We start from the raw sequence: 23,939 nt of genomic DNA, 5'->3' as shown, positions 1-23,939 counted from the left end.
AGAAACCGGTCAGATAGCTGAGCAGGTCGGCATTGTCCTGGTCGTGGACGTCGAAACGGTGCATCACCAGTTGCGGCAGGGTCAGCGATTGGAACGGTGACTCGCGGTGTTCCCAGCCACTGAATGACCGTGGGTTAGTCACGGCGGTGTGAAAGCGGTTGAGATGAACCTGGTCAGGCTCCAACTGCGCCTGGTGGTGCTTGATCAGGATGGAAAGGGCGGTATCGCGTGCCATCTGGCGCATATCCGGGCAGGCGACGACCAGGGGCACGGCCATTTTCCGGAGCTGCTGGAGGGTTTGCTGCTGTCGGGAAGAGAGATCCATGGCGTTTACTCGATGAGGGTGAACGCCAGAGCCTGCATCGGGACAGTGCGTGGGTCGCGGTAGATATCTCTTTAGGTGAAGGTACTGCTACAACACTTCACTTAATCTTTCTCAATTGCAGGTGTATCGTATTCGCCCTTCATCGCCAGCTGTGCTGGCAGCTTGATTGCGCCGAAACGAGGTACCCGCACCGATGTCCTTCACCCGTCGACAAATGCTCAAAGGCCTGACTGGCCTGGTTGTAGTAGGCCTGGGCGCAGGAGGCGCGGCGCGGTACTGGCTGGGCAAGGTCGAGGACGACAATGCCGGGCATGATTACGAGCTGATCGCCGCCCCCCTGGATGTCGAACTGGTGCCCGGTTTCAAGACCGAAGCCTGGGCGTTCGGCCCCTCGGCGCCCGGCACTGAACTGCGGGTGCGCCAGGGCACCTGGCTGCGGGTGCGGTTCATCAACCACCTGCCGGTGGAAACCACCATCCACTGGCACGGCATCCGCCTCCCGCTGGAAATGGACGGGGTGCCGTACGTGTCGCAGTTACCGGTCAAGCCCGGCGAATACTTCGACTACAAGTTCCGCGTGCCGGATGCCGGCAGCTACTGGTACCACCCGCACGTCAGCAGTTCCGAGGAACTGGGCCGCGGCCTGGTCGGCCCGTTGATCGTCGAGGAACGTGAGCCTACCGGCTTCCTCCATGAACGCACCCTGAGCCTGAAGAACTGGCACGTGGACGAGCAGGGTGCCTGGCTGCCGTTCAGCATTCCCCGTGAGGCCGCGCGTAACGGTACCGCAGGGCGGCTGATCACCATCAACGGCCAGGCCGACTCGGTGACCGAACTACCGGCCGGGCAGGTGGTGCGCTTGCGGCTGCTCAACCTGGACAACACCTGGACCTATCGGCTGAACCTCAAGGGCAACTTCGAGGCGAAAATCTACGCCCTCGACGGCAACCCGATCACGCCACGGCCGATGGATGACGAATACTGGCTGGGCCCTGGCATGCGCATCTGCCTGGCGATCCGTATCCCCGAGGCGGGCGAGGAAATTTCCTTGCGTGATGGGTTCGTGCGCCTGGGCACCCTGCGCTCGGTGGCCAGCAACGAGGCGCCCAGCGACTGGCCGCCGGCCTTGCCGCGCAACCCGGTCGCAGAGCCGGACCTGGATAATGCCGAAAAGCTGAACTTCAATTTCGAGTGGGTGGGCAAGGTTTCGGTCAATACCGAGAACGGCAAGCCGCCGAGCCTGTGGCAGATCAACGGTCAGGCCTGGGACATCACCGACAAGACCTGTGCCGACCGGCCGATCGCTACGCTGCAGAAGGGCAAGAGCTACATCTTCGAGCTGAAGAACATGACCCAGTACCAGCACCCGATCCACTTGCACGGCATGAGCTTCAAGGTGATCGCCTCCAATCGACGCAATATCGTCGAACCGTGGTTCACCGACACCTACCTGTTGGGCAAGAACGAGCGTGCCCAAGTGGCGTTGGTGGCGGATAACCCCGGTACCTGGATGTTCCACTGCCATGTCATCGACCATATGGAAACCGGCCTGATGGCCGCGATCACGGTGGTGTGATGCGCCCGCAGATCATCGATCGCAGCCGCGATCAGGAATTCATGCACCTGGCTCTGGCCCTGGCCGCCGAAGGTGCGGCCATGGGTGAGGTGCCGGTGGGGGCGGTGCTGGTGCAGCATGGCCAGGTGATTGGGCAAGGCTTCAACCGGCCGATCATCGACAGTGACCCCAGCGCCCACGCCGAAATGGTCGCCATCCGCGCAGCGGCGAAATCGGCCAGCAATTACCGGCTACCGGGCAGCACGTTGTACGTGACACTGGAGCCGTGCAGCATGTGCGCAGGGTTGATCGTTCATTCGCGGGTGTCGCGGGTGGTGTATGGCGCGCTGGAGCCCAAGGCGGGGGTCGTGCAGAGCCAGGGGCAGTTCTTCGGCCAGGGCTTTCTCAACCATCGGGTGATGGTGGAGGGCGGGGTGCTGGCGCAGGAGTGCGGGCAGATCCTCAGTGACTTCTTCAGGGCGCGGCGGGCGAAGGGTTAGTCTGTTCAGCTTCGGCGTCACCGTCAGAACGTACGGTGACCCTGCGGGGGAGATGCCTGAACAGTCCGCGGACGGCTTCGCTCGAAGGTTACATCGGCGGCGACTGTTCCGCCGGCTTGTCCTTGTTGACCCCGGGCACATGCAAGTTGCCCTCGGCCACCTGGCCTTCGAGCTGGGGCTGGGTCACCCAGGTGAGGATGTCATAGTAACGCCGGATGTTGGCCACGAAGTGCACCGGCTCGCCGCCGCGGGCGTAACCGTACTTGGTCTGCCGGTACCACTGTTTCTGCGACAGGCGTGGCAGCATCTTCTTCACATCCAGCCACTTGTTCGGGTTGAGCTTTTCGCGCTTGGCCAGGGTACGGGCGTCTTCCAAGTGGCCGGTGCCGACGTTGTAGGCGGCCAGCGCAAACCAGGTCCGGTCCGGCTCCTGGATGCTGTCGTCGAGCTCTTCCTTGATCTTCATGAAGTACTTGGCGCCGCCCTGGATGCTTTGCCGGGGGTCGAGGCGGTTGGACACGCCCATGGCCTGAGCGGTGCGCTGGGTCAGCATCATCAGGCCGCGTACGCCCGTCTTGGAGGTGACTTCCGGCTGCCACATCGATTCCTGGTAGCCAATCGCTGCCAGTAGCCGCCAGTCCACCTGCTCGACCTTGGCGTAGCTCTTGAAGTGCTTCTCGTATTTGGGCAGGCGTTGCTGCAGGTGCTGGGCGAAGGTATAAGCACCGACATAGCCCAGCACGTCGACATGGCCGTAGTAGCGGTCCTTAAGGCGTTGCAGCGTGCCGTTCTTCTGCGCCTTGTCGAGGTATTCGTTGACCTCGTTGAGCAGGCTGTTGTCTTCGCCTGCCGCCACGGCCCAGCGTTGATCGCGCGTGTCGCCCAGGTCGAAGGCGACCCGCACGTTGGGGAAGTACACCTGGTTCATGGCCAGCTCGTTTGAGTCGACCAGGGTCAGGTCGATCTGGCCTTCATCGACCATGCGCAGCAGGTCGACCACCTCCACGGCGTCGGATTCTTCATATTCCAGGCCGGGGTACTGCTTCTTCAGCTCGGCCAACTGGTCGGCGTGACTGCTGCCTTTGAGCACCAGGATCTTCTTGCCGACCAGGCCCTTGGGGTCGGTGGGCCGGGGGCGACCGTTACGGTAGATGACCTGCGGGGTCACCTCCAGGTACGGGTGCGAGAACTTCGCCTGGGCCTTGCGCCGCTCGCTGCTGACCAGGCCGGCGGCAGCCAGCACCGGGCCGGAAGGCTTGCCCAGCTGGTCAAACAGCTCATCGAGGTTGTCGGCGGTCTCGATCTGCAGCTTTACGCCGAGATCGTCGGCGAAACGCTTGACCAGTTCATACTCGAAGCCTGTTTCGCCATTGCGGTCCTGGAAGTAGGTGGCCGGGCTGTTGCGGGTGATCACGCGCAGCACGCCATCCTCCTTCACGCGCTCGAGGGTGCTGGGTTTTTCAACACAGGCACCGAGCATCAGAAAGAGTCCGGTTGCGAAGAGCCATCTGGCGCAACGCTGGCGCAAAGCAGTGTGGGCGAACATAGGTTGCAGTATACGCAAAGGACCGGCACAGCCATATCTCGACAACAGATAGCTTGTCTGGTAGCGCGTTCTGTGTTGCCCCGGCCTTGGCGAAGGTGCAGGCCAGGCAGGGCAAATTTTTTGACCCGAAAGTCCGGTTCCACCGCCCGGCAGGCTTGGCTTAGAGCGGGTGCCGAAAGCCGTGGAATTAGGCTAGAATGCACGGCCTCTAAGCACACCCCTTCCTGAGGCTGTCCCGACGATGTTGATCCTGCGCGGCGCTCCTGCCCTTTCTGCCTTTCGCCACGGTAAATTACTCGAGCAACTGAGCCAGAAAGTCCCCGCTGTTACTGGTTTGTATGCCGAATTCGCCCACTTCGCCGACGTTGACGGCGAGCTGACCGCCGACCAGCAGCAGGTGCTGGGCCGTCTGCTCAAATACGGCCCGAGCGTGCCGGTACAGAAGCCCACTGGCCGCCTGTTCCTGGTCGTGCCGCGCCTGGGCACCATCTCGCCCTGGGCCAGCAAGGCCAGCGACATCGCCCACAACTGCGGCCTGCAGTCGATCCAGCGCCTGGAGCGCGGCATCGCCTACTATGTCGCCGGTGACCTGAGCGAGGCCGACGCCGAACGTGTCGCTGCCCAACTGCACGACCGCATGACCCAGCGCGTACTGGCCAAGCCGGAGCAGGCATCCGACCTGTTCAGCCATGCCCAGCCCAAGCCGATGACGTCGGTCAACATCCTCGAAGGTGGCCGTGAGGCCTTGGCCAAGGCCAACATCGACCTGGGCCTGGCCCTGGCCGAAGACGAGGTCGACTACCTGGTTAATGCCTTCCAGGGCCTTGCGCGCAACCCCAACGACATCGAACTGATGATGTTCGCCCAGGCCAACTCCGAGCACTGCCGCCACAAGATCTTCAACGCCAGTTGGGACATTGACGGCCAGGCGCAGGAAAAGAGCCTGTTCGGCATGATCAAGAACACCTACCAGATGCACAGCGAAGGCGTGCTGTCGGCCTACAAGGACAACGCCTCGGTCATCGTCGGCAACGTCGCCGGCCGCTTCTACCCGAACCCTGAAACCCGCCAGTACGGCGCGGTGCAGGAGCCGGTGCACATCCTGATGAAGGTCGAGACGCACAACCACCCGACCGCCATCGCTCCGTTCTCCGGCGCCTCAACCGGCTCCGGCGGCGAAATTCGCGACGAAGGTGCTACCGGTCGGGGCGCCAAGCCCAAGGCTGGCCTGACCGGCTTCACCGTGTCCAACCTGCGCATTCCAGGCTTCGAGCAACCCTGGGAGCAGGCCTATGGCAAGCCAGGCCGCATCGTCGATGCGCTGGACATCATGGTCGAAGGCCCGCTGGGCGGCGCCGCATTCAACAACGAATTCGGCCGCCCGGCCCTGACCGGCTACTTCCGTACCTTCGAGCAGGCCATCAACACCCCGCGTGGTGAAGAAGTGCGCGGCTACCACAAGCCGATCATGCTCGCCGGCGGCATGGGCAACATCCGTGAAGACCACGTTCAAAAAGGCGAGATCACTGTCGGCGCCAAGCTGATCGTGCTCGGCGGCCCTGCCATGCTGATCGGCCTGGGCGGCGGTGCCGCCTCTTCGGTGGCCACCGGTGCCAGCTCCGCCGACCTCGACTTCGCGTCGGTACAGCGTGAAAACCCGGAAATGGAGCGTCGTTGCCAGGAGGTCATCGACCGTTGCTGGCAACTGGGCGACAAGAACCCGATCGCCTTCATCCACGACGTGGGCGCTGGTGGTATTTCCAACGCGTTCCCTGAACTGGTCAACGACGGTGGCCGCGGTGGCCGCTTCGAACTGCGCAACGTGCCCAACGACGAGCCGGGCATGGCGCCGCACGAAATCTGGAGCAACGAGTCGCAGGAGCGGTACGTGCTGGCAGTCAGCGCTGAGGACTTCGAGCGCTTCCAGGCCATCTGCGAGCGCGAGCGCTGCCCGTTCGCCGTGGTCGGCGAAGCCACCGCCGAGCCGCACCTGACCGTGACCGACAGCCACTTCGGCAACACCCCGGTGGACATGCCGCTCGACGTGCTGCTGGGCAAGCCGCCGCGCATGCACCGTTCGGTTACCCGCGAGGCCGAGCTGGGCGATGACTTCGACCCGAGCGAACTGGACCTGGACCAGGCCGTCGAGCGCGTCCTGCACCACCCCGCGGTGGCCAGCAAGAGCTTCCTGATCACCATCGGCGACCGCACCATCACCGGCCTGGTTGCCCGCGACCAGATGGTCGGCCCGTGGCAGGTCCCGGTGGCCGACTGCGCCGTCACTGCTACCAGTTTCGACGTCTACACCGGTGAAGCCATGGCCATGGGTGAGCGCACTCCGCTGGCCCTGCTGGATGCCCCGGCGTCCGGCCGCATGGCCATCGGCGAGGTGCTGACCAACCTGGCCGGCGCCCGCATCGAAAAACTGTCCGACATCAAACTGTCGGCCAACTGGATGTCCGCCGCCGGTCACCCGGGTGAAGACGCCCGCCTGTACGACACCGTCAAGGCTGTCGGCATGGAGCTGTGCCCAGAGCTGGGCCTGACCATTCCGGTCGGCAAGGACTCCATGTCGATGAAGACCAAGTGGAGCGATGAGGGCGTCGAGAAGAGCGTCACCGCGCCCATGTCGCTGATCGTCAGCGGCTTTGCCCCGGTCACTGACATCCGCGGCACCCTGACCCCGCAACTGCGCATGGACAAGGGTGAAACCGACCTGATCCTGATCGACCTGGGCCGTGGCAAGAACCGTATGGGTGCCTCGATCCTGGCGCAGACCTACGGCAAGATCGGCGCCCAGGCGCCGGACGTCGACGACGCCGAAGACCTCAAGGCGTTCTTCGCCGTGATCCAGGGCCTGAACGCCGACGGCCACCTGCTGGCCTACCACGACCGTTCCGACGGTGGCCTGCTGACCACCGTGCTGGAAATGGCCTTTGCCGGCCACTGCGGCCTCGACCTGCAGCTCGACCCACTGACCGACAGCCGCAAGGACGTGCCGGCCATCCTCTTCAACGAAGAGCTGGGTGCGGTCATCCAGGTTCGCCAGGATGCCACCCCGGACGTGCTTGCGCAGTTCAGCGCTGCCGGCCTGGGCGAACAGTGCGTTGCCGTGATCGGCAAGCCGGTGAACAACGCTGAAGTGTCCATCAGCCTGAACGGCGAAGTGCTGTTCGACGACGACCGCCGCATGTTGCAGCGCCAGTGGGCCGAGACCAGCTACCAGATCCAGCGCCTGCGCGACAATGCCGACTGCGCCGATCAGGAGTTCGACCTGCTGCTGGAAGAGGACAACCCTGGCCTGTCGGTGAAGGTCGGGTTCGACGTCAACGACGACATCGCTGCGCCGTACATCAAGAAAGGCGTGCGCCCGCAAGTGGCGATCCTGCGCGAGCAGGGCGTCAACGGGCAGGTCGAGATGGCAGCCGCCTTCGACCGTGCAGGCTTTGCTGCCATCGACGTGCACATGAGCGATATCCTCGCTGGCCGTGTCGACTTCGACGCGTTCAAAGGCCTGGTGGCCTGCGGCGGCTTCTCCTACGGTGACGTGCTGGGCGCTGGTGAAGGCTGGGCCAAGTCGGCGCTGTTCAACAGCCGTGCCCGTGATGCCTTCCAGGCCTTCTTCGAGCGCACCGACAGCTTCGCCCTGGGCGTGTGCAACGGTTGCCAGATGATGTCCAACCTGCACGAGCTGATCCCGGGCACCGAGTACTGGCCGCACTTCGTGCGCAACCGCTCGGAGCAGTTCGAGGCGCGCGTGGCCATGGTCGAGGTGCAGAAGTCCAACTCGATCTTCCTGCAGGGCATGGCTGGTTCGCGCATGCCGATCGCCATCGCCCACGGGGAAGGCCACGCCGAGTTCGCCAGCGAAGAGGCACTGCTGGAAGCCGACCTGTCCGGTTGCGTGGCGCTGCGCTACGTCGACAACCATGGCAAGGTCACCGAAGCCTACCCGGCCAACCCGAACGGCTCGCCGCGTGGTATCACCGGCCTGACCAGCCGCGACGGCCGCGTGACCATCATGATGCCGCACCCGGAGCGTGTGTTCCGCGCCGTGCAGAACTCCTGGCGCCCGGATGAGTGGCAGGAAGACGCCGCGCTGATGCGTATGTTCCGCAATGCGCGGGTGTGGGTGAACTAAGGGTGTACAAGCTCGCCTTCTTCGTCCCCGCCAGCCATGTCGACGTGGTCAAGGCCGCTGTGTTCGCCGCCGGTGGCGGGCGCATCGGCGACTATGACCACTGCGCCTGGCAAACCTTGGGCCAGGGCCAGTTCCGCCCGTTGCACGGCAGCCAGCCGTACCTCGGGCAAACGGGTCAGGTCGAAGTGGTCGAGGAGTGGAAGGTGGAGCTGGTGGTGGCTGACGATCGGGTGGTACAGGTCGTCGCCGCGCTCAAGCACAGCCACCCGTACGAGACGCCAGCCTATGAAGTCTGGCGGCTCGCCGAGTTCTAGAGGGCGGCGTCCCTGTGGTGGGTGCGGACTTGTCAGCGACAGGGCCGGCTCACTCAGCCGCACGCTCCGTGGCCTGCGCGGCGCGCCGCAACCCTGTACACGCCAGTAGTCCCACCTCGAACAATACCCACATCGGCACTGCCAGCATCGTCTGCGAAAACACATCCGGCGGTGTCAGAATCATCCCCACCACAAAGCACCCGACGATCACGTAGGGTCTGCTTCGCCGCAGTGTGGCCACATCGGCCAGCCCCACCCACACCACGATGAAGGTTGCCACCGGGATCTCGAACGCCAGGCCAAAGGCCAGGAACAGCGCCATGATGAAATCCAGGTATTGGCTGATATCGGTCATCATTGCCACGCCATCCGGCGTCACGCTGGCAAAGAACCCGAACATCATCGGGAACACCAGGTAGAACGCGAACGCCATGCCGGCATAGAACAGCACGATGCTCGACACCAGCAATGGCAGGGCAATGCGCCGTTCGCGGCGGTACAGCCCGGGTGCGAGAAACCCCCAGGCCTGGTGCAGCAATAGCGGCATGGCCACGAACAGCGCGGACATGGCCGTCAGCTTGAACGGCGTGAGAAACGGTGAAGTGACGCTGGTGGCGATCATGCTGGCGCCTTCGGGGAGGAAGCGACGCAGCGGTTCGGAGATCAACGTATAAAGCTGTTGCGCGAACGGGAACAGGCCGGCGAACACCAGTGTCAGCAAGAGCAGGCAGCGCACCAGCCGTTTGCGCAAATCACCCAGGTGACCGGTCAGTGGCATGCGTGCTGTCGGATCCAGGGCAAGGCTCATGGGTTGTTCTCCCTGGGCACCTTGCTCGGCTCGGGGGTAAGGCTGATGCCTTGGCGGATGTCCTGCTCAAGGCGCTGCAGCGGCGCGCTGTCGAATGGCGGCATGTCGATCTCGCGCTCCATCTGCGCGCGCAGCCCCTGCATTGCCCGGCGCGCCTGGCCCAGGCCACGGCCCAAGGTACGCACCGCCACGGGCAGACGTTCCGGGCCAAGCACCAGCAGGGCGACGACGCCCACCAGCAGCAGTTCGCTGAAGCCTACCTCGAACATCAGGCTTGCCGATCCGTTGGTTGCTGCGCCGCCTGGGTGGTCAGGGGAGGGTGCTGTTGCACCTGGTCCGCACGGGTGGCGTCAGTGTCGCCACCCATGGACTTGCGAAAGCCCTGGATCGCTTCGCCCACGTCACTGCCTAAGCCCTTCAGGCGTTTGGTACCGAACAGCAGAAACACGATCAGCAGTACGATCACCAGTTGCCAGATACCAATGCCACCCATTACGACCACTCCTGTAAGGCCATGAAAAGAAAGGCCAATCCTGCCGTGGGCAGATGACGCGCACATGACTGCAACGCTGTTGCCATCTACCTGCAACAACCCGCGTGTTGACTGACGCCTTTATTGAATGAAAGGGAATGTGAATGGCTGGCAAGCGACAGCAGGGTGCGGCACTGCTGATGGTGATGGTGGTGCTGGCAATGCTCGCCGCAGGGATGGCCTGGCTGGTGGAAGACGGCCGGCGCCAGGTCGATGAGGTGCAATTGCTACGCCAACGCGTGCAGGTCCGGGCCATGGAGCAGGCCGGACTGGCCTATGCCTCACAGGCCCTGCGTGACCCGGCCTGGCGGCTCAGCCCGCTGTTCTGGCAGGCGCTGCGCGGCCAGCCGCTGAATTACGATTTTGGTGCCGGCCAGGCGCAACTGCGGGTGCACGATCAGCACACGTGCTTCAACGTCAATGCGCTGCTGGGGGCTGATGGCGAGCGTGCCGAACGCCAGCTGCGGCACCTGCTGGGTGATGACATGGCGGCAGAGCGTTTGATCGATGCCTTGGCCGACTGGCTCGACAGTGACAGTGACGCCCGCCTGCAGGGCGCCGAAAGTGCCCAGTACCTACGCCAGCAGCCACCGCGCCTGGCGGCCAACCAGCCGATGCTCGACACCAGTGAGCTGAACCTGCTGCTGGAGCCGGATGCCTCCCGCCAGGGCCGCTACCCGATGCTATGTGCCTTGCCGCAGACCAGTGGTTGGCGCTTGAACGCCAATGCCTTGGGCCTGGAGCATCTACCGCTGCTCGAGGCACTGTATGAAGGGCGCTATCCGCGGTCGCTGCTGACCCGGATCGTCAGTGGTCGACCGGCGTCGGGATATGTTGATGCTGCAGCGTTGCGTCAGGCGCTAGGGGCCGTGGATGACGAGACATTCGAACGGTTAAGCGAGGGCTTGCTGCTCAACAGTGGGCATTTTCTGTTGCAGCTGTCGTTCGAGGAAGCGGGGCGGACCATGCGCAGTGAGTTCCTGGTGGAGGCGCTGGGGGTGGTGCAATGGCATGCCCGGGTGCCGGCGCAGCAAGTGCGGGTAAAAAGTCGGGAGCCTGTTATGTGGTGAGCGTGCCCAGCCCCCACAGAGCTCGGTGTCGCTTCTACGATCCGTGAACGGCCCCCTTGGGTTGGATTGGTGTCCAACTTTCCGGGGGCAGTCCACCTGGCTGGACGGGCCGCAAAGCGGCCCTGGTTGAGTGGATCAGACTGTGCCGATCTCGCCCCCATCATCACGCTGGATCACTACCGTCGAAGCCCGCGGGCGCAGCGTAGTCCCCGCCGGGGTCACCTCGGTGGCCTTGTCGGTATACGGCCAGTTATCCGGGTGCTGGATATTGACGAAGATCGACTTGTTGTCCGGCGTGAAAGTAATCCCGGTCACTTCGCAGCCGTTCGGCCCAACGAAGAAGCGGCGCAGGTCCACCTGGTTCTGTGCATTGATCGGCACCTGTTTACCTGTAGCGTCCACCAGGTCGGTAGGAATCACCGCCAGCAACTGGTCATTGGTGTAATCGGTGAGGGTGGTTTCGCCGTTGTCGGTCTCGAACCACAGCACGCCGCGGCTATCGAAGCTCATGCCATCGGGACTGGCGAACTGGTTGAGTTCGGTCAGGCCCGAGCGGTTGATGTCAGCGGTACCGGCAGCATTGGCGCCAAACACGAAGATGTCCCAGGTGAAACTCAACTGGTCGTCACTGTCGTGCCAGCGAATGATGTGGCCGTGGCGGTTAGGGCCGCGCGGGTTGGCAGCGTCGACCTTGTCCGGGGTACGTGCGCTGTTGTTGGTCAGGGTCAGGTAGGCATCGCCATTGAGCGGGTTGACCGCTGTCCATTCCGGGCGGTCCATCGGCGTTGCCCCCACGGCATCGCCCGCGCCCCGGGTGTTGAGGATGATGCCCGCCAGGTCACCGTACAGTGCACCCAAGGTGCTGCCGGCCTTGGTGGCTGTGGCGACGTCGAGCAGCAGCCACACACCGGTGCCGTCGGCGTTGAAGCGGGCCACATAGAGCTTGCCCTGGTCCAGGTACTTGGCGCCGGTGGCCAGGCGGTCGGCCGGGTTGGCGTCGGCGGCGTCCCACACGGCGGTGGAAACGAACTTGTACAGGTATTCGTTGTTGGAGTCGTCACCCATGTACCAGACCAGTGGCTTGCCTGCCACCGGCAGGCCCGGGCAGCACCCTTCGTGGCGGAAGCGGCCCAGTGCGGTGCGCTTGGTGGCCAGCGTACTGCTGTTGTAGGGGTCGATTTCGACGATGTAGCCGTAGGTGCTGGCTTCGTTACGGTAGTCGTCGGTGGCGCTGGCGCCCTTGGGCGTGACGTCGAAACGGGCGAATTCGCCATCGACCTCGGTGCTGTCTGCGGCGGCACTTTCCCATTTGTACTGGCCGCTGGAGGTGCCGACGCCGATGCGGCGCTGGTCTTCAGGGCGCGTGCCCTTGTTGACGAAGATGCCGGGCCAGTTCTCTTCGCAGGTCAGGTAGGTACCCCACGGGGTATAGCCATTGCCGCAGTTGTTGTTGGTGCCACGGCAATGGGTACCGTCGGCCGAGTACTTGGTCTTGACGTGGTCGGTGCCGCGCAGCGGCCCGGTGATTTCCATGCGCGAGGCGGTGGTGAAGCGGCGGTTGAGCGGGTCGTTGTCGACTACCTGCCAACGGCCGTTGACCTTCTGCAGGCGCACCACACCAGCACCGTGGGCGTTTATTTCCTTGCGGACTTCCTCGGCTGGGCGCTTGCCGTTGGCGTCGGTCGTCGGGCCTTTGGGGTGCAGTGCGGCGGTGTCGATGTATTCGAAGTTGATGGCCAAAAGGCCGTCGTCGGAGCTGCCATTGATCGGGAAGAAGTGCATGCCGTCATGGTGCATACCCATGGCATTGGCCTGGTCGGTCGAGGTGTTGCTGCCGTCTGCCTTCCACGGGTTGGCGTTGCTATTGAGGGGTGTACCCCAGGGTGCCAGCACGTAGGCACTGTACCCGGCGGCGACCACGCAGGCATCGGTGCGCGAGCCTGGGATGGACTGGAAACCCAGCGCCAGTTTCGGCACTTGCGGTTCGGTGACTGGCGGCTCGGTGACCGGATTGTCATGGTGAGACCCGCCGCCACTGTCGAAGCAGCCGGTCAGGCCAGTACCGGCAATCATCGCGATAGCGGCGCCAAGGCTGCCACGCATCACGCTACGGCGGCTCAGGTAAGCGTCCATGACGCTGGCCATCGGCAGGTTGCCGCTGTGGTTGCGGTCCAGGTTGTCGCCGGTTTCTCGACTCATCAGGGTGTCCTTGTAGTGGCTGAGTTAGAGGAACCCGCGACTTTAGAGCGCAAGTATGATGATTCATTGGCAGAAATATTAACGGGGCTTTAAAACTGTAAGTTCTTACGACTGTGAGCGACAGATCAATTTGGAATTGTTGTCCGATTTTTGCCATTAAACTGTCATGCGAACGCCGCAACATCCGGGGCCCAACAGAACTCGGATAAGGATGGCGGGCCCGATGGCAAGCAGTGTGCACAGGCGCGAAGTGATCAGCTGGATGGGTGTCGGTGCGTTGGCACCGTTGCTCGGCGCCTGTTCTGCCCTGCCGGGCCAGCAAGGCGCCGATGCCAACGTGGACCTGCTCTACGTGGCCGACACCCTCGATGCACGCCAACCCGGCCTGCCGGTGGTACCGGCCACTCGCCTGGGGCCGGTCAGCCACCTGGGACGGGCGCCGTGGATGACCGGCGCCAATGCCAGCCTGGCCCACCCGCAACTGGCGCCTCTGCTCGATGCGAATCAGGCCGCCGGCGTGCAATCGGGTGGGTATGCCGTGCTCGCCGCATTGCTGGCGCAACTGCGCAGCGAGGCCGGGGCGGGCAACAGCCTCACTTTGGAGAATGGCCAGGGCTGGAATGGCAGTGGCCTGGCTTACCTGACCCAGGGCGAAAGCGGTGTGCAGGGCAGCCAGTTGCTGGGCAGTGAGGCGCGGGTCAGCAGCGATGAGCGGGTGCTTTGGCCGCAGCGAAGCGCAGGGCTCTATCGTCAGTCTTCTTCCATTACCCTCGGCGCCGGGCTCGCCGACGAACAGCGCAAGGCATTGGGCCTTGAACCCCTGAAAGTCTTCGCGCGTGGCGGCATGCGCATTGCCGTGGTCGGCGTCACCGATCCCTACGCACAGGATCAGAAAGCCTCCCTCAAACAGTGGTACCAGTCGCTGCTGCCCACTTTTGCCCAGGCGCGTCGCGAGGCCGATCTGGTGGTGGCGCTGGCGGATGTCGGTACCGGGCCGGGGTTGTGGTTGGCCGAACGGGTGCCGGAAATCGACCTGTTGCTCTGTGCCCGTGGCCAGGACCTGTGGCCTACGCCCGTGTACGCCACGCAACCCAGTGGCCGCCGTGTGCCGGTAGTGTTTGCCGGTTGCCGTGCCAGCGGTGCGTTTCGCCTGCGTTGCCAGCGCATGGCAGGGCAATGGCAATTCGAGGGGCGCTTCTTTGCCGCTTTCCCCCAGCAACTTTCACCTGCCGCACAGGCACGTGCCCGCCAGTTGCAGGCCGAGTTGCAACGCCAGCGAGCCGGCCACGCGGCGTGGCTGGACCAGCCCCTGGCGCGCGCCCCACAGGCGCTGTGGCGCCGTGACACCCGCGGCGGCAGTTGGGACCGCCTGTTGCATCAGGCCTTGGCCGACGACAGCAGCATGCCAGTGCTGTTACCGGGCCTGCGCTACGACTACCCATTGGCTGCCGGCGAGGCCATTACCCGCGAGCACCTGATCAGCCTGACCGGCAGTTACCCGGCGCCGGTGGTGGAGGCGCCGGCCCGACAGGTCGAACAGGTGCTGGAAAACGCAGCGGAGCAACTGTTCGGCGACCCGTTGCTGCTGGACAACAGCCAGGACCTGCCGCGCTGGCAGAGCCAGGCCTGGCAGGTCAGCTACAGCCCTCAAGGCAAGCGAATCTCAGGCCTCGACCCGGTGCAGGGCCTGTGCCGCACCTTTGGCCTGCAGTTCGAGGCCCAGGCCGGTGAACCCTTGTGGCAACGTCTCGAGGCCTGGTTGGCGCGGCAAACGTCGGGCTGGCAACTGGCGGCGCTGCAGCTGCCCGAAGTGCGCTACGTGCAAGGCCATCCCGGCTGGCATCCACGCCAGGTGCCAGCGTGAGCAGGGCTAGCCGCCTGTTCACCGCCGGCCTGCTCACGCTGGTCGGCTGGCTGGCTGCCCAGTGCGTGTTGCAACTGGGGCGTGAGCCGCAGCCGGCACGCTCACCGGTGACCACGCAGACGCCGCTGCCGGGGCTGATGATCGGCCACTGGCAGGCGCCCCTCGACGCGACGGCGATCGCGCTCACTCGCCTGCCGCTGCAGTACCTCGGCGGCCTCAAGGCCGAGCCGTTGTCAGCCAGTGTGGTGGTACTGCGCTATGGCCAGCAGGTACGCACCTTGGGCCGTGGCCAACGCCTGGCCCCAGGGATCGTGTTACAGGACATCGACGCCGATGGCCTGATTTTCGACAACCAGGGGCGGCGCGAACGCCTGCCCTGGCCGCCACGCCCCGCCGTGACCGGCTTCAAGCGGCAAGGATGAACGATGCCTGTCAGATACTGCGTGGCCGCTGCCTTGAGCCTGGCCCTTTGCGTGGCCTGGGCAGAAGAGCCCGAAACCTTCGATGACAACGGTACCCCGGTGTACGAGGTGAACTTTGTCGACACCGATCTGGGCGAGTTCATCGACAGCGTGTCGCGCATCACCGGCACCACCTTCATCGTCGACCCACGGGTGAAGGGCAAGGTCACGGTACGCACGGTTGATCGGCATGACGCCGAGGCCATCTACGATATCTTCCTGGCCCAACTGCGCGCCCAAGGCTACGCCGCAGTGGACCTGCCCAATGGCAGCGTGAAGATCGTCCCCGACCAGGCGGCGCGCCTGGAGCCGGTGCCGGTGGAAGCTGCCGGCAAACAGAGTGCGGGCAGTGATGGTGTGGCCACGCGGGTGTTCAATGTGCGCAATGCAGCCAGCGAACAGATGCTTGGCATTCTCAAACCGCTGATCGACCCACGGGTGGGTGTGATCACGCCCTATCCTGCGGCCAACCTGCTGGTGGTCACCGACTGGCGGAGTAACCTGGAGCGCATCGACAGCTTGTTGCGCCAGCTCGACCAGGTCAGTGACGAGCCGCTGCAGGTCATGCCCCTGCGCCACGCCAGCGCAGCCGACACCGCGCAGATGCTGACCCGGTTGCTGGCCCGCGAGCAGGGCGCCGACAGCACCCAGGTCGTTGCCGACCCGCGCAGCAACGCCTTGCTGGTGCGAGGCAGCACCGACCGCGTCCGGGCCTTGCTGGCTCAGCTCGACCGGCCTAGCGATACCGCGCACACCAGCAACACCCAGGTGATGTACCTGCGCCATGCCAATGCCAGCGAAGTGGTCAAGGTGCTGCGCGGGCTGAGCCAGGAAGGGGCCGTGGCCAGCGCAGGCGCGGGGCAAGGGGAGGGCAAGGACACGCCGGTAGTAGCCGCCAGCGACTCGGGCATACGCCTGGAATACGAGGAAGGCACCAACGCTGTGGTCATGGTCGGCCCGGACAGCCAACTGGCGGCGTACCGCTCCATTGTCGAACAGCTCGACATCCGTCGCGCCCAGGTGGTGGTCGAAGCGATCATCGCCGAAGTGTCCGATAGCCAGGCCCAGGAGCTGGGCGTGCAGTGGCTGTTTGCCGATGAGAAGTTCGGTGGGGGCATCGTCAACTTCGGCAACAACGGGGTGAACATCGGCAACATCGCCGGCGCAGCCGCCAGTGGCGACAATGAGGGCCTGGGCAAGTTGCTCTCGGCCACCACGGGTGCCACCGTGGGGGTCGGCCACTTCGGCGGCGGCTTCAACTTCGCCATGCTGATCAATGCGCTCAAGGGCAAGAGCGGGTTTAACCTGCTGTCCACGCCCACCCTGTTGACCCTGGACAACGCCGAGGCGTCGATCCTGGTCGGCCAGGAGGTGCCCTTTGTCACCGGCTCGGTGACCCAGAACAACGCCAACCCGTACCAGACCATCGAGCGCAAGGAAGTCGGGGTCAAGCTACGCATCAAGCCGCAGATCAACATCGACAACAGCGTACGCCTGGACATCGTCCAGGAAGTTTCGTCGATCGCCGACTCCAGTGCCGCCAGCGACGTGATCACCAACAAGCGCGAAATCAAGACCAAGGTCATGGTCGAGGACAACGGTCTGGTCATCCTTGGCGGGTTGATCAGTGATGAGCTGAGTACCAGCAACCAACGTGTGCCCTTCCTGGGAGATGTCCCGGGCCTGGGCCGGCTGTTTCGCTCCGACGCCAGCAAGCACACCAAACAGAACCTGATGGTGTTCATTCGCCCGCGCATTCTGCGGGATGGGCCGAGCCTGGCGGGCCTGAGCGAAGACAAGTACCGCACGCTGCAGCAGACCACGCCACTCAAGCTGCCAGGCCTGGCCGAGGGTGGCCAGTTGCTGCGGGTGTTTCCGGCCAGCCGTGCGCGGCTTGAAGGCGGTGACTGGTGATGCTGCCCTATCGCTTGGCGCGCCAGGCCGGGTTGGCCATGGCTCCGGCAGAGGTTGGCTGGCAGCTGTGGCTGCGCCGCGATGCCGACAGTGACCAGGTGCAGGAACTGCTGCGGGTGCATGGCTGCCCGGCGGCGCTGGAATATCTGGAGCCGGCAGCGTTCGACGAGCGCCTTGGCCAGTTGTATCAGGCAGGCGCGGCGGCCAACGAAGCGCTGATCGAAGGCATCGGCGAGCAGGTTGATCTGGCCAGCCTGATGAGCGAGATGCCGCGCATCGAGGATCTGCTCGAAAGCGATGATGAAGCCCCCGTGATCCGCCTGATCAACGGCTTGTTTGGCCAGGCCTTGCGCCTGCGCGCCTCGGACATCCATATCGAAACCTTCGAGCAGAGCCTGGTGGTGCGCCTGCGCGTCGATGGCCATCTGCGCGAGGTGCTGCGCCCACCGCGGGCGCTGTCGGCGATGCTGGTGTCGCGGATCAAAGTCACGGCGCGCCTGGACATCGCAGAAAAACGCCAGCCCCAGGACGGTCGCATCACCTTGCGAGCGGCCGGGCGTGAAGTGGATGTGCGGGTTTCGACCTTGCCCGGGATCTACGGTGAGCGTGTGGTGATGCGGGTGCTCGACAAGCAGGCCAGCCTGCTGGCGCTGGATAATCTGGGCATGCCCGCCGCTGTGCTGCAGGCCCTGCGCTGTTGCCTGGCGCGGCCCAATGGCATCGTGCTGTCCACCGGACCCACTGGCTCGGGCAAGACCACCACCTTGTACGCCAGCCTGAACAGCCTCAACGACGGCAGCCGCAACATCCTCACCGTCGAAGACCCGGTGGAATATGCCATCGCCGGTATCGGCCAGACTGCCATCAACCCCCGCGCCGGCCTCACCTTCGCCAGTGGCCTGCGCGCGATCCTGCGCCAGGACCCCGACGTGATCATGCTCGGCGAGATCCGCGACCAGGAAACCGCGCAGATCGCCGTGCAGGCCAGCCTCACTGGCCACTTGGTGCTGTCGACGCTGCATACCAACAGTGCGGTAGGCGCGGTAACCCGTTTGCGCGACATGGGCGTCGAGCCCTTTCTGATCGCATCGTGCCTGCGTGGCGTGCTGGCCCAGCGCCTGGTGCGGCGCCTGTGCACTTGCGCAGTGGCCCAGCCACTGCAGCCGGCCGAACGTGCCCTGTGGCCGGAGTTGGCGGCACTGGGCAGCAGCTATCAAGCTGTGGGCTGCGACCAGTGCCAGGGCAGTGGCTATGTGGGGCGCCTGGGCCTGTACGAATTCATCGAGCTGGATGCCGGCCTGGTCGCCTTGTTGTACAACGGCGCCAGCGAGCTGGCCATGCAGGATTACCTGGCCGAGCGCCGCCAGAGCCTGGTGGCGATGGCCAGTGACTGCCTGGCCCGGGGCGAAACCAGCCTGGCCGAAGTGCTGCGTGTGGTGCAGGGCTGACCTATGCCGACCTTTCGCTACCAGGCCGTGGATCTTGCGGGCAAGCGCCATCAGGCCAGCGTGCAGGCCGACAGCGAGCGCCATGCGCGGCAGTTGCTGCGAGAGCAGGGCCTGTTCCCGCGGCAGTTGCAGCGCTTGGAGGCTGCCACCGGCCGGCAGCGAAGCCAGCGCCTGAGCCGCGCCCAGCTGTGTGAGCTGACCCGCCAGTTGGCGACCCTGACCGGTGCCGGTATCCCCCTGGTCGATGCGTTGGCCACGCTGGAGCGCCAATTGCGCCAGCCGGCCCTGCAGGCCGTGCTGGTGGCATTGCGGGGTTCGCTCGCCGAAGGGGTGGGGCTGGCGCGCAGCCTGGCCCGCCAAGGTGCGCCCTTCACCGGTTTGTATTGCGCGCTGGTCGAGGCCGGCGAGCGTTCCGGGCGGCTTGCCCAGGTCTTGACGCGGCTGGCCGATCACCTTGAGCAGGTGCAACGCCAGCAGCACAAGGCCCGCACCGCGCTGATCTACCCCTGCGTGCTGATGGGCGTGTCACTGGCCGTGGTGATCGGCCTGATGACCTTCGTGGTGCCCAAGCTCACCGAACAGTTTGCCCACGCGGGGCAGAGCCTGCCCCTGATCACCTCGCTGCTGATCGGCCTGAGCCAGGCCCTGGTACACATCGGCCCCTGGCTCCTGGGGTTGGCGATGCTGGCCACCCTGTTGGGTTCGTGGTTGCTGCGCAAGCCGCGCTGGCGCCTGCGCCGCGACGATCTGCTGCTGTGCCTGCCGCGTATCGGCGGGCTGTTGCAGGTGTTGGAGAGCGCCCGCCTGGCGCGCAGCCTGGCGATCCTCAGCAGCAGTGGCGTGGCCCTGCTCGAAGCCTTGCAGGTGGCCACCGAAACCGTCGGCAACCGGCGTATCCACCTGGCCATGGAGCAGGTCCGCCAGCAGGTGCAGGGCGGCACCAGCCTGCATCGCGCCCTGGAGGCGAGCCGGCAATTTCCGCCGCTGCTGGTGAACATGGTCGGCAGCGGCGAGGCCAGCGGCACACTGGCCGACATGCTCGAACGCGTGGCCGACGACCAGGAACGCGGTTTCGCCCGCCAGGTGGACACGGCCATGGCCCTTTTCGAACCCCTGATGATCCTGGTGATGGGCGCCGTGGTGCTGTTCATCGTGCTGGCGGTGCTGCTGCCGATCATGCAACTCAACCAGGGCCTGCAACTGTAAATGACAAGGAGTACCCCCATGCAGCATCGACGTAGCCGCCAGCGCGGCTTCACCCTCATGGAAATCATGGTGGTGATCTTCATCATCGGCTTGCTGATCGCGGTGGTCGCGCCCAGTGTGTTGGGCAACCAGGACAAGGCCATGCGGCAGAAAGTGATGGCCGACCTGGCCACCCTGGAACAGGCGCTGGACATGTATCGCCTGGATAACCTGCGCTTTCCCAGCAATGAGCAAGGTCTGGCCGCGCTGGTGAAAAAGCCGAGCCAGGAGCCACAGCCCCGCGCCTGGCGCAGCGACGGCTATGTGCGCCGCCTGCCGGAAGACCCCTGGGGTACGCCTTACCAGTACCGGATGCCGGGTGAACATGGTCGGGTCGATGTGTATTCGCTGGGTGCCGATGGTATGCCGGGTGGCGAAGGCCAGGATGCCGACCTGGGCAACTGGGCGTTGTAAGCGATGGGCGCTGCGCTGAAGGTGGAAGCGGGCTTGAGGGGGAGCGGCCGCCAGCACGGCTTCAGCCTGCTCGAGTTGCTGGTGGTGCTGGCCATCGCCGGGCTGATGACCGGGCTCGCCGTGGCCTGGCTCGACAGCAGCAAGGCCAGTGTCGAGCAGGCGTTGCAGCGGCTTGCCGCGCACGTCTATACGCAGGCCGCTCTGGCCCGGCATGCCGGGCAGTTGCGCGGGCTGCGCTGGACGGGCACGCACCCCGAGTTCGTGCGGCGTGAGGGTGATGGCTGGGTAGTCGAGGCGGTCAGCCTGGGTGACTGGCCCAAGGGGCTGCGCCCGGACTGGCATGCCAGTGCGCAGCCGCACTTACTGTTTACGCCCCAGGGGTGGGCCCAGCCTGGCTCGGTGCGCTGGCGCTGGGCCGAGGGCAGCCAACGCTGGCAGTGGGAACGTGACGGTCAACTGCGCACGGTGATGTCGCCATGAAGCGTCAGCAACGCGGCTTCACCTTGCTGGAAGTAACCGTGGCCCTGGCGATTGCCGCAGTGCTGGCGGTCATCACCAGCCAGGTGCTGCGCCAGCGCCTGGCCGTGCAGGACAGCGTGCAGCAGCATCGCCTGGGGGTGTTATGTGCCCGTGAATTGCAGGCGCGCTTTGCCGTGGAACAGTACTGGCCGGCGAACGACCAGGCCAGCGGTGTGCTGAGCCAGGGCGGCCAGTCCTGCCACTGGCAGTTGCAGCTGCGTCGCACCGGCGTGCGCGACTTGCGCCGGGGCGAGCTGCAGCTTTTCGCCGACCGCGACCAGCGCCTGCCGCTAGGCCAGTACACGGTTTTTCTGGAGCGCCCATGAAGCAGCGTCAGGCCGGGTTGACCCTGATCGAGCTGATGGTGGCCTTGGCCTTGACTGCGGTACTGGGAGTCATGCTTGCGGCCTTGGTCAACGGCTGGCTCAAGGTACGCGAGCGGTTGCAAGTGAAAGGCCAGGAAACCCGCGTGCTCGAGTTCTGCCTTGCCCTGGAGCGGCGCTTCGACAGCCCGGTGCTGCGGCAGGTATACGAGCAGCGGCTGCCCCTGGCCAGCCGCTGGCTCGACTGGCAGGGCGATCGCCAGCAACTGCTGTGGGTGGCTGGCGCTGCCTTGCCCGAGGCCGAGGGGGGCGCGCGGCTGCAACGTCAGCGCCTGCGTTTCGACGTCCATGGGCAAGCGCTGCTGCTGGAAACCTCGGCAGACCTGTATGCCGCCAGCGAACCCAACTGGCGCTTGCGTGAGCAACTGCAGCGGGTCAGTGCGTTCAACGTGCTTTACCACCAGGGTGGCCGCTGGTTGCCTTGGCCTGCCGACCAACCCGCGCATCCCGGCCGTGGTGTGCGCGTGGAATTACAGCGTGATGGAGCCCCCTATGTCTGTACCTTCATGCTCCCTTGGGGGCGTTCATGAAACGTGAATGGCACCGACGGGCGCAGCCCCGGCCCTGGCTGCTGTTGCGCCCAGGCGATACCTGGGACTGGCTGCTGCTAGATAACGGTACTGTGCAACGCGAAGGGCAGGGTCAGCCACCGGCGAGCCTGGTCGCACGGGTAGCGTTGATCCTACCAGGCGAGCAGTGCAGCCAGTTTCAACTGGCTGCGCCGCCCGGCCTCAAGCGTGACGAGTGGCCACTGCTGCTGGAAGATCAGCTGATGCAGGGCCCGGACGAGGTGCACTGCGCTTGCCTGTCACGCCACGCCGGGCAACTGCGTTTGCTGGTCGTGGCACGCGAGCGCCTGCATGCCTGGCGCAGGCAGTGTGCTCAGTGGGGTGTGCAGGTGGACCGTTGTTGGGCGGAGTTCCAACTGCTGCCGACACCCGAACCGGGTCTTGTCTGGCAGTGGCAACGGGCACCCGGCACGACCCTGTACAAAGGGCGGGGGGACGATGGCCGGGAACACTGGCTGCTCTGGCCAGCGGTGCTCGGCGATACTCCACAACTGCCTTGGCTGCAACAGCGCACGGTGCCGCTGGCCGGTGCATGGCCAACTGCGCTGGCGCCCCTGGACAACCTACCGAGCCTGTTCGAACAGCCCCGCACGGCCCACAGGTGGCCGGCTGTGCCACGCCATCAGCAACGGCTGATTGCCGCTTGCCTGGTGCTGGCAGCGGGGTGGGGCGGGTTGTGGCTGAGCCAGCAATGGCGCCAAGCCCAGGTTTGGCGTGCGCAGGTGCAGGCGGTGGCTGGCAATCAGGCCAGCCCGCAGCAGGCGGCACAGGCCCTCAAACACCTGCGCGACAGCGAGCGGCAACAGCAGCTGCACATGCGCCAACTGCAAGAACTGCAAGCCCAGGTACAGGCCTGGCTGCATGATCACCCCGGCTGGCGCCTGCACGCGGCGCGCTTCGACGGCCAGCGCTGGTACCTGCGTCTGGACGGTGAGGGCAGTGCACCGCCTTGGGCCGAGATGGCCAGTGCCGCGGGGGCGACGGTGCAGGTGCAGGACGCAGCGTCGCACGTGGTGTTCGACCTGGGAGCGGCAACATGAACCGACACTGGATTCAGCGCCATCGGCTGCTGCTGGCGTGGTACCTGATTGGTCTGTTACTGGCCGTGTTGGCAGTGCGCGAGGGGCTGTCCCACTGGCGTGAACTGAGCCACTGGCGTGGGCTGGCAGAGCAGGCGGCTGGACTGCGCAGCGGCCCTGGGCTGAGCCTGGAACGGCTGCGCCAGTCTGCCCAGGCGCGGCGGGTTGAGCTTGTCGATGTCGAGCTACAAGGCAAGCGCTGGCAGCTGCGTGGCCAGGTGGCCGATGACCGTGTCCTGGAAGGCTGGCTGCAAGCCTTGCGCTCAGAGGGTGTCCAACCCCTGCAATGGGGGCTGGAGCAGGACGCCCAGGGGCTGCGTTTCGATCTGGTGGTGCAACCATGAGCCGCTGGGGGATGCTATGGGTGAGCGGGGTATTCAGCGTGACCCTGTTGGTAGAGCTACCGGCGTCATGGGTGGCGCGCGGCGTTGGCCTGCCCATGCACGAGGTCAGCGGTAGCCTCTGGCAGGGGCAGGCGCGCCAGTTGGGGCCTGTCGGCCCCATGCAATGGACGCTGCAGCCCTGGCGCTTGCAGGCAAATGCCCAGTTGGGTTTCCAGGGGCAGGGCTGGCAGTTGCGCGCCGACGGCTGGCCATGGCGCTGGCGGCTTGAAGTGGCGGCATTGGGGGCCCAGGCGACGGCACAGGCTGACTACCGAGTGGCCGGGCAGTGGCAGGGTACGCTGCGAGTGCAGGGCGTGGGACGTGCCTGCCGCGCCAGCGAAGGCCGCATCACGGTCAGCGATCTGGCATTGAGCGAACCTTGGTCGTTGAGCCTGGGCCAGGGGTGGGTTGAACTGGACTGCCACAACGGCTGGCGCCTGCACGGCCAGTTGGCGCAACAAGGGCAGCATCAACTGACAGGGGATGCCGACCTGCTGGGGCGCCGAGCGCAGGTCGCCTTTGAGCTCCAGCCGGAGGCTGCCCTGACGCCGTTGCTGCGCGGCGCGCAGTGGTTGGGGGCGCAGGCGGCGTCCGGGCAACGGGATTTGCGCTGGTAACCCTTCTGGCCCTGTCGTGGGCGGGTCGCGCCGACGACAGGGCCGTACGGGCT

The 23,939-nt window shown here is 65.2% G+C and carries 23 protein-coding genes; 17 read left to right on the top strand and 6 right to left on the bottom strand.

Annotated features, from left to right (window positions below):
- The coding region (locus tag APH34_RS24010; protein ID WP_156358120.1) for a dermonecrotic toxin domain-containing protein at positions 1-271 on the bottom strand (271 nt) is incomplete at its 3' end.
- Positions 272-518: 247 nt separating this feature from the next.
- Between APH34_RS24010 and APH34_RS24005 the strand changes: the two genes are divergently transcribed.
- Positions 519-1,901 carry a multicopper oxidase family protein gene (locus tag APH34_RS24005; RefSeq protein WP_054903274.1) on the top strand — a complete coding sequence of 461 codons (1,383 nt, stop codon included), beginning with the start codon at positions 519-521 and terminating at the stop codon, positions 1,899-1,901.
- The gene (tadA, locus tag APH34_RS24000; RefSeq protein ID WP_054903273.1) at positions 1,901-2,380 is read left to right on the top strand and encodes a tRNA adenosine(34) deaminase TadA; all 480 of its coding nucleotides are present in this window, start codon (positions 1,901-1,903) and stop codon (positions 2,378-2,380) included. The genes APH34_RS24005 and tadA overlap by 1 nt, the downstream gene beginning before the upstream one ends.
- A gap of 88 nt (positions 2,381-2,468) precedes the next feature.
- Here tadA and mltF read toward each other — a convergent pair whose 3' ends face one another.
- Entirely contained in the window at positions 2,469-3,926 is a 1,458-nt protein-coding gene (mltF, locus tag APH34_RS23995) for a membrane-bound lytic murein transglycosylase MltF (RefSeq protein WP_054903272.1), read from the bottom strand.
- Positions 3,927-4,167: 241 nt separating this feature from the next.
- On the opposite strand from mltF, the gene purL reads away from it, so the two are divergent.
- On the top strand, positions 4,168-8,067 hold the full coding sequence (purL, locus tag APH34_RS23990; RefSeq protein WP_054903271.1) for a phosphoribosylformylglycinamidine synthase: 3,900 nt from the start codon (positions 4,168-4,170) through the stop codon (positions 8,065-8,067).
- Between the two features lie 2 nt (positions 8,068-8,069).
- The gene (locus APH34_RS23985) at positions 8,070-8,381 is read left to right on the top strand and encodes a hypothetical protein (RefSeq protein WP_054903270.1); all 312 of its coding nucleotides are present in this window, start codon (positions 8,070-8,072) and stop codon (positions 8,379-8,381) included.
- Between the two features lie 49 nt (positions 8,382-8,430).
- Here the strand turns inward: APH34_RS23985 and tatC are convergent, their stop codons facing one another.
- The 3 genes from tatC to tatA are packed head-to-tail and all read right to left on the bottom strand — an operon-like array spanning position 8,431 to position 9,682.
- On the bottom strand, positions 8,431-9,189 hold the full coding sequence (gene tatC, locus APH34_RS23980) for a twin-arginine translocase subunit TatC (RefSeq protein ID WP_054903269.1): 759 nt from the start codon (positions 9,187-9,189) through the stop codon (positions 8,431-8,433).
- Positions 9,186-9,458 carry a Sec-independent protein translocase protein TatB gene (gene tatB, locus APH34_RS23975; protein ID WP_054903268.1) on the bottom strand — a complete coding sequence of 91 codons (273 nt, stop codon included), beginning with the start codon at positions 9,456-9,458 and terminating at the stop codon, positions 9,186-9,188. The genes tatC and tatB overlap by 4 nt, the downstream gene beginning before the upstream one ends.
- Positions 9,458-9,682 carry a twin-arginine translocase TatA/TatE family subunit gene (gene tatA, locus APH34_RS23970; protein WP_054903267.1) on the bottom strand — a complete coding sequence of 75 codons (225 nt, stop codon included), beginning with the start codon at positions 9,680-9,682 and terminating at the stop codon, positions 9,458-9,460. The genes tatB and tatA overlap by 1 nt, the downstream gene beginning before the upstream one ends.
- A gap of 143 nt (positions 9,683-9,825) precedes the next feature.
- On the opposite strand from tatA, the gene gspK reads away from it, so the two are divergent.
- A complete protein-coding gene (gspK, locus tag APH34_RS23965; RefSeq protein ID WP_054903266.1) occupies positions 9,826-10,791 on the top strand; it encodes a type II secretion system minor pseudopilin GspK in 966 nt (321 codons plus the stop codon).
- Between the two features lie 135 nt (positions 10,792-10,926).
- Here the strand turns inward: gspK and APH34_RS23960 are convergent, their stop codons facing one another.
- Positions 10,927-12,990 carry a PhoX family phosphatase gene (locus APH34_RS23960; RefSeq protein ID WP_054903265.1) on the bottom strand — a complete coding sequence of 688 codons (2,064 nt, stop codon included), beginning with the start codon at positions 12,988-12,990 and terminating at the stop codon, positions 10,927-10,929.
- 223 nt (positions 12,991-13,213) lie between these two features.
- On the opposite strand from APH34_RS23960, the gene APH34_RS23955 reads away from it, so the two are divergent.
- The 12 genes from APH34_RS23955 to gspN are packed head-to-tail and all read left to right on the top strand — an operon-like array spanning position 13,214 to position 23,886.
- Complete coding sequence (locus APH34_RS23955) at positions 13,214-14,854, top strand: hypothetical protein (RefSeq protein WP_054903264.1); 1,641 nt, start codon at positions 13,214-13,216, stop codon at positions 14,852-14,854.
- Positions 14,851-15,276 carry a pilus assembly protein PilZ gene (locus APH34_RS23950; RefSeq protein ID WP_054903263.1) on the top strand — a complete coding sequence of 142 codons (426 nt, stop codon included), beginning with the start codon at positions 14,851-14,853 and terminating at the stop codon, positions 15,274-15,276. Before APH34_RS23955 ends, APH34_RS23950 begins: the two co-directional genes overlap by 4 nt.
- Positions 15,277-15,297: 21 nt before the next feature.
- Positions 15,298-17,229 (top strand): type II secretion system secretin GspD, encoded by a 1,932-nt coding sequence (gspD, locus tag APH34_RS23945; protein ID WP_371263324.1) that lies wholly within the window; start codon positions 15,298-15,300, stop codon positions 17,227-17,229.
- On the top strand, positions 17,229-18,677 hold the full coding sequence (locus APH34_RS23940) for a GspE/PulE family protein (protein ID WP_054903261.1): 1,449 nt from the start codon (positions 17,229-17,231) through the stop codon (positions 18,675-18,677). Before gspD ends, APH34_RS23940 begins: the two co-directional genes overlap by 1 nt.
- Positions 18,678-18,680: 3 nt before the next feature.
- Entirely contained in the window at positions 18,681-19,883 is a 1,203-nt protein-coding gene (gene gspF, locus APH34_RS23935) for a type II secretion system inner membrane protein GspF (protein WP_054903260.1), read from the top strand.
- Positions 19,884-19,901: 18 nt separating this feature from the next.
- Entirely contained in the window at positions 19,902-20,336 is a 435-nt protein-coding gene (gene gspG / locus APH34_RS23930; protein WP_054903259.1) for a type II secretion system major pseudopilin GspG, read from the top strand.
- 3 nt (positions 20,337-20,339) lie between these two features.
- Positions 20,340-20,816 (top strand): type II secretion system minor pseudopilin GspH, encoded by a 477-nt coding sequence (gene gspH, locus APH34_RS23925; RefSeq protein ID WP_054903258.1) that lies wholly within the window; start codon positions 20,340-20,342, stop codon positions 20,814-20,816.
- Positions 20,813-21,181 carry a type II secretion system protein GspI gene (locus tag APH34_RS23920; protein ID WP_054903257.1) on the top strand — a complete coding sequence of 123 codons (369 nt, stop codon included), beginning with the start codon at positions 20,813-20,815 and terminating at the stop codon, positions 21,179-21,181. The genes gspH and APH34_RS23920 overlap by 4 nt, the downstream gene beginning before the upstream one ends.
- The gene (locus tag APH34_RS23915) at positions 21,178-21,768 is read left to right on the top strand and encodes a type II secretion system protein J (protein WP_054903256.1); all 591 of its coding nucleotides are present in this window, start codon (positions 21,178-21,180) and stop codon (positions 21,766-21,768) included. Before APH34_RS23920 ends, APH34_RS23915 begins: the two co-directional genes overlap by 4 nt.
- On the top strand, positions 21,765-22,847 hold the full coding sequence (gene gspL, locus APH34_RS23910; RefSeq protein WP_054903255.1) for a type II secretion system protein GspL: 1,083 nt from the start codon (positions 21,765-21,767) through the stop codon (positions 22,845-22,847). Before APH34_RS23915 ends, gspL begins: the two co-directional genes overlap by 4 nt.
- On the top strand, positions 22,844-23,230 hold the full coding sequence (gene gspM / locus APH34_RS23905; RefSeq protein WP_054903254.1) for a type II secretion system protein GspM: 387 nt from the start codon (positions 22,844-22,846) through the stop codon (positions 23,228-23,230). The genes gspL and gspM overlap by 4 nt, the downstream gene beginning before the upstream one ends.
- Positions 23,227-23,886, top strand: coding sequence for a type II secretion system protein N (gene gspN, locus APH34_RS23900; RefSeq protein WP_054903253.1), 660 nt, complete (start codon positions 23,227-23,229; stop codon positions 23,884-23,886). The genes gspM and gspN overlap by 4 nt, the downstream gene beginning before the upstream one ends.
- The last annotated feature ends 53 nt before the right edge of the window (positions 23,887-23,939 follow it).

Source organism: Pseudomonas sp. NBRC 111131, assembly GCF_001320525.1.
GTDB lineage: Bacteria > Pseudomonadota > Gammaproteobacteria > Pseudomonadales > Pseudomonadaceae > Aquipseudomonas > Aquipseudomonas ceruminis.
Note: the sequence above shows the minus strand (reverse complement) of the source record. Positions and strands in the feature narration are given on the sequence as shown.

Bases quoted from the DNA above. Each gene is read 5' to 3' on its own strand.
- APH34_RS24005 (WP_054903274.1), top strand. From the start codon at position 519: ATGTCCTTCACCCGTCGACAAATGCTCAAAGGCCTGACTGGCCTGGTT.
- tadA (WP_054903273.1), top strand. From the start codon at position 1,901: ATGCGCCCGCAGATCATCGATCGCAGCCGCGATCAGGAATTCATGCAC.
- mltF (WP_054903272.1), bottom strand. From the start codon at position 3,926: ATGTTCGCCCACACTGCTTTGCGCCAGCGTTGCGCCAGATGGCTCTTC.
- purL (WP_054903271.1), top strand. From the start codon at position 4,168: ATGTTGATCCTGCGCGGCGCTCCTGCCCTTTCTGCCTTTCGCCACGGT.
- tatC (WP_054903269.1), bottom strand. From the start codon at position 9,189: ATGAGCCTTGCCCTGGATCCGACAGCACGCATGCCACTGACCGGTCAC.
- tatB (WP_054903268.1), bottom strand. From the start codon at position 9,458: ATGTTCGAGGTAGGCTTCAGCGAACTGCTGCTGGTGGGCGTCGTCGCC.
- tatA (WP_054903267.1), bottom strand. From the start codon at position 9,682: ATGGGTGGCATTGGTATCTGGCAACTGGTGATCGTACTGCTGATCGTG.
- gspK (WP_054903266.1), top strand. From the start codon at position 9,826: ATGGCTGGCAAGCGACAGCAGGGTGCGGCACTGCTGATGGTGATGGTG.
- APH34_RS23960 (WP_054903265.1), bottom strand. From the start codon at position 12,990: ATGAGTCGAGAAACCGGCGACAACCTGGACCGCAACCACAGCGGCAAC.
- APH34_RS23955 (WP_054903264.1), top strand. From the start codon at position 13,214: ATGGCAAGCAGTGTGCACAGGCGCGAAGTGATCAGCTGGATGGGTGTC.
- APH34_RS23940 (WP_054903261.1), top strand. From the start codon at position 17,229: ATGCTGCCCTATCGCTTGGCGCGCCAGGCCGGGTTGGCCATGGCTCCG.
- gspF (WP_054903260.1), top strand. From the start codon at position 18,681: ATGCCGACCTTTCGCTACCAGGCCGTGGATCTTGCGGGCAAGCGCCAT.
- gspG (WP_054903259.1), top strand. From the start codon at position 19,902: ATGCAGCATCGACGTAGCCGCCAGCGCGGCTTCACCCTCATGGAAATC.
- gspH (WP_054903258.1), top strand. From the start codon at position 20,340: ATGGGCGCTGCGCTGAAGGTGGAAGCGGGCTTGAGGGGGAGCGGCCGC.
- APH34_RS23920 (WP_054903257.1), top strand. From the start codon at position 20,813: ATGAAGCGTCAGCAACGCGGCTTCACCTTGCTGGAAGTAACCGTGGCC.
- APH34_RS23915 (WP_054903256.1), top strand. From the start codon at position 21,178: ATGAAGCAGCGTCAGGCCGGGTTGACCCTGATCGAGCTGATGGTGGCC.
- gspL (WP_054903255.1), top strand. From the start codon at position 21,765: ATGAAACGTGAATGGCACCGACGGGCGCAGCCCCGGCCCTGGCTGCTG.
- gspM (WP_054903254.1), top strand. From the start codon at position 22,844: ATGAACCGACACTGGATTCAGCGCCATCGGCTGCTGCTGGCGTGGTAC.
- gspN (WP_054903253.1), top strand. From the start codon at position 23,227: ATGAGCCGCTGGGGGATGCTATGGGTGAGCGGGGTATTCAGCGTGACC.